The following is a 3,257-nucleotide window of genomic DNA, read 5'->3' as shown; positions in this document are numbered from 1 at the left end:
CCGCCCGTCCAATACAGCGAGTCCCACGTTGTGCCCCGTTGCTTCACGCAAGGCCGAAAGGTGGCGCCGCGCTGCTTCGCGGAGGTTTCGCTGCCGTGGAACAGATTCGCCGATCTCGAACAGGAGGAGGCCCAAGCGGTAGTTGGTTCCTTGCCGTTCGAGCAACCCGACTCGGACGAGATCGTCGACCATTCGATACACCGTTGTTTTGGCCATGCCTGTCCGTCGAACAAGCGCTGCTGCGCTGAGAACGCCTGAGCTGTCACGAAAAGTCTTCAGGATCTCGGTGGAACGACCAATTGCCGAAATCTCGCCGTCGGCCCGATGAATGGGACTCACCGAACTATTCTGTCTGCCTGATGCGCGATTGTCGAGGGCTTGATCACCTTCCTCTTCGGTGGCCTGTCCGGTGTGCTGCTGGCGAGCCCTCCGCTGGATTTTCAGGTCACGGATACTTACTTCGTTGTCGCCCATTTCCACTATGTGGTTTTCGGTACGGTCGTGTTCGCGACGTACGCCGGTATCTATTTCTGGTTCCCGAAGATGACCGGTCGCATGATGGACGAACGCCTGGGCAAGTGGCACTTCTGGACCACGTTCGTCGGCTTTCACATGACGTTCCTCGTCCAGCACTGGCTCGGTGCCGAAGGTATGCCCCGTCGTTACGCCGACTACCTACCCGCGGATGGATTCACCACCCTCAATACAGTCTCGACCATCGGATCCTTCATTCTCGGAGCCTCCACTCTCCCGTTCATCTGGAACGTCTTCAAGAGCTACAGATTCGGCGAAGTGGTCACCGTCGACGATCCGTGGGGCTACGGAAACTCGCTGGAGTGGGCGACCACTTGCCCGCCGCCGCGGCACAACTTCACGGAGTTGCCGCGCATTCGTAGCGAGCGTCCGGCCTTCGAGTTGCACTACCCGCACATGGTGGCTCGGATGCGGGCAGAAGCACACGTCGGGGTCGGTCATCGGCCGGAGACGACCTCAGAATCGGAGAAGGTACTTACCGGCATGCCCGACGATGACGAGAAGAAGTAGTTCGGCGACGAAGTCCGATGGGAAAGCCAATGTCAACACGAACAATGCCAGTGGTCATCGTCCCGGCAACAGATGCCGCTGCCGCCCTACTGACGGACTGGTTGATCCGAGACGTACTGCCCACCGCTCTCGACGGCGGAGTGGCGAACCATGCCGCTGACCACTTGCGGACCTTGCCGCCGATATCTCGTCGCCACGTCCGACACCCCCGCAAACTTCGGGTCCACACCCGCCGGGTCGGCGAAGCAATCGCGACAATCGAGAACCATCTCCACACCGTCGCGGTTTCCGTCGACGCAGAACGGACCTTCACGCCTTCGATCACGGTCCTTCCCGACCCCGTGCTGAACGCCGCAGCCAGTATCAGTGGTGCCGTGATGGATATCGGGAGTTCCGCGGCGGCATTGGCCAATCGTGCACTCCTTCTGGCTCCGACGACAATCGAGTCGCCGGAAGCGGCGCTCACGACCCAATCGAGGGTAACCGAATCCTATTACGCACTCCTTGCGCGGCTGTGGCACAGCGATTTTCACGCGAGCATCGTCATCCCTCCACCGACCGAACCCTGAGCGCTCCTCGCTTCGGTGTGCTTTTACGAGGGGGGGCACACCGAAGCGAGATTATTCGACACTCATCCTCAGTCGTACGCCTTGGATTCGACGACAATCAGGCGGCACGACAAAGGGGGTGACTACTTCTTCGGAGGGATCGCTCTCTTCGCGGCAAAGGCGGCCCTCTGAATCTGGCTGGTCAGTTTTCCACCGGTTTTGGTTTCGGCCGCAGCGGCGGTTTTGTCGATTGCATTTTCGATCTTGTCCGCGTTCTTCGAGGCGGCCTCCATGCCTTTGTCGACCAGCGCTTTCGCTGCACCCGTGAGTTTCATGTTCGTCTCCTTCTCCTGGCCTCAATTGCCGATGTGCCCGTGGATTGCCGAGCTAAAAACTAAGATCCATAGTAGTTGCGTTGAGCGTGGCTGATCGTGCACCTGCCGAGTTCGGCGGCGGTGGCCCTTTTGCGTCAGACCCTCAGATCAACGTCGACCAATAAGTCCAGAATGCGCTGAGAATCATGCTCGCGACGGACAAGATCCAGATGGTAGGCACGAGAGTGTGATTCTGGGCGCCGACCGTCACGATTCTCGTCACGGGTCGAGAGGAGGCTGAGGCGCTGCGGGTGCAAAGGTGCAAAGAGGCATACCAGAGTGCTGTGATCGTCACCACCCACACGACCATGCAGTACGGGCACAGCGCCTGGATTCTGTACAAGCTTTGGAATATCAGCCAGTGGACCAGTACCGCGCCGGCGAACAATCCGATGACGAGAGACCGCCAATACCATTGAGGAAGTCCGCTTTTCGCGGAAAGCGTTACGATTCCCGTGGTCAGCAAGACGGTGAATGCCACCACGCCGAGGATCGAGTTCGGAAAACCGAAGACCGACGCCTGGGGAGAACTCATCACCGATCCGCAGCTGAGGACGGGGTTGATGCTGCAGGACGGACGATACGAGGGATCGGAGAGAAGTCGAAACTTCTCGATCGTCAGTATCAGAGACGCGATCAATCCGAGCACGCCAGCACCTGAGAGGATCCAACCGATCGCGTAGGAAGAACACGCTGCAGGGAAGGAACCAGCAGTGCGAGCCCCCCTGGTATCGGTCCGGGTGCCACCCGTTGACGTCATCGGGCCAGCGCTGCGTCGATGCGCCCGGTGAGCTCCTCGTATGTGGGCATGGCTGGCAACTGGACGCCGTCGAGGAAAAGTGTCGGCGTGCCCTGCACCCCCAAGTCGATCCCTTCGTTGAAGTCTCGTTCAACCCGCTCGGCAACAGTGGGATCCTTCAGATCCGCTTCGAAGGTAGCCATGTCGAGCCCCAGATCCTGTGCGAACGTACGAAAGAGGGGTTCTTGAGATTCGGACGATTCACCCCACTCGGTCTGTGTGTCGTACATGCGCTGATACATCTCGACGAACTTCCCTTGCCGAGAAGCTGCCTCGACCACTCGCGCTGCGAGTCCGCTGTTCGTGTGGCTGGGGATAGGGAAGTACCGCACGCCAAAGGTAATGCGGTCCGCGTACTCGGTACGTATCCGTTCCATCGTGGGATACATAGCCAGGCATGCCTCGCACACCTCGCCCCGCACCTGCCCCACCAGCAGGCACCGGGACGGGTCCGAAGCACAGGTCGCTGTCGGCTCGCCTGCCGGATCCGGC

At 59.9% G+C, this 3,257-nt stretch carries 5 protein-coding genes and 1 pseudogene; 2 read left to right on the top strand and 4 right to left on the bottom strand.

The genetic code is table 11. The annotated features are described in order from the left end of the window. The coding region (locus ABT116_RS41230) for a helix-turn-helix domain-containing protein (protein ID WP_351645352.1) at nt 1-339 on the bottom strand (339 nt) is incomplete at its 3' end. A gap of 39 nt (nt 340-378) precedes the next feature. Between ABT116_RS41230 and ABT116_RS41225 the strand changes: the two are divergent. Further along, nucleotides 379-1,044, top strand: a pseudogene (locus ABT116_RS41225) (cytochrome c oxidase subunit I); the annotation flags it as partial. 44 nt (nt 1,045-1,088) lie between these two features. Further along, nucleotides 1,089-1,613, top strand: a complete 525-nt coding sequence (locus ABT116_RS41220) for a hypothetical protein (RefSeq protein ID WP_011331639.1) — start codon at nt 1,089-1,091, stop codon at nt 1,611-1,613. Nucleotides 1,614-1,735: 122 nt separating this feature from the next. Here ABT116_RS41220 and ABT116_RS41215 read toward each other — a convergent pair whose 3' ends face one another. From ABT116_RS41215 to ABT116_RS41205, 3 genes are all read right to left on the bottom strand, one after another. Beyond that, the gene (locus ABT116_RS41215) at nt 1,736-1,927 is read right to left on the bottom strand and encodes an antitoxin (protein WP_003944616.1); all 192 of its coding nucleotides are present in this window, start codon (nt 1,925-1,927) and stop codon (nt 1,736-1,738) included. Between the two features lie 142 nt (nt 1,928-2,069). After that, nucleotides 2,070-2,633, bottom strand: a complete 564-nt coding sequence (locus tag ABT116_RS41210) for a vitamin K epoxide reductase family protein (RefSeq protein ID WP_351645354.1) — start codon at nt 2,631-2,633, stop codon at nt 2,070-2,072. An 89-nt stretch (nt 2,634-2,722) separates the two neighbouring features. Continuing rightward, nucleotides 2,723-3,257: DsbA family protein (locus ABT116_RS41205; RefSeq protein WP_351645347.1), on the bottom strand; the 535-nt coding region annotated here is incomplete at its 5' end.

This window comes from Streptomyces sp. NPDC002130 (assembly GCF_040296465.1).
In the GTDB taxonomy this organism is placed as follows: domain Bacteria; phylum Actinomycetota; class Actinomycetes; order Streptomycetales; family Streptomycetaceae; genus Streptomyces.
The sequence above is the reverse complement of the archived record's forward strand: the minus strand, read 5'-3'. Positions and strand labels throughout refer to the sequence as shown.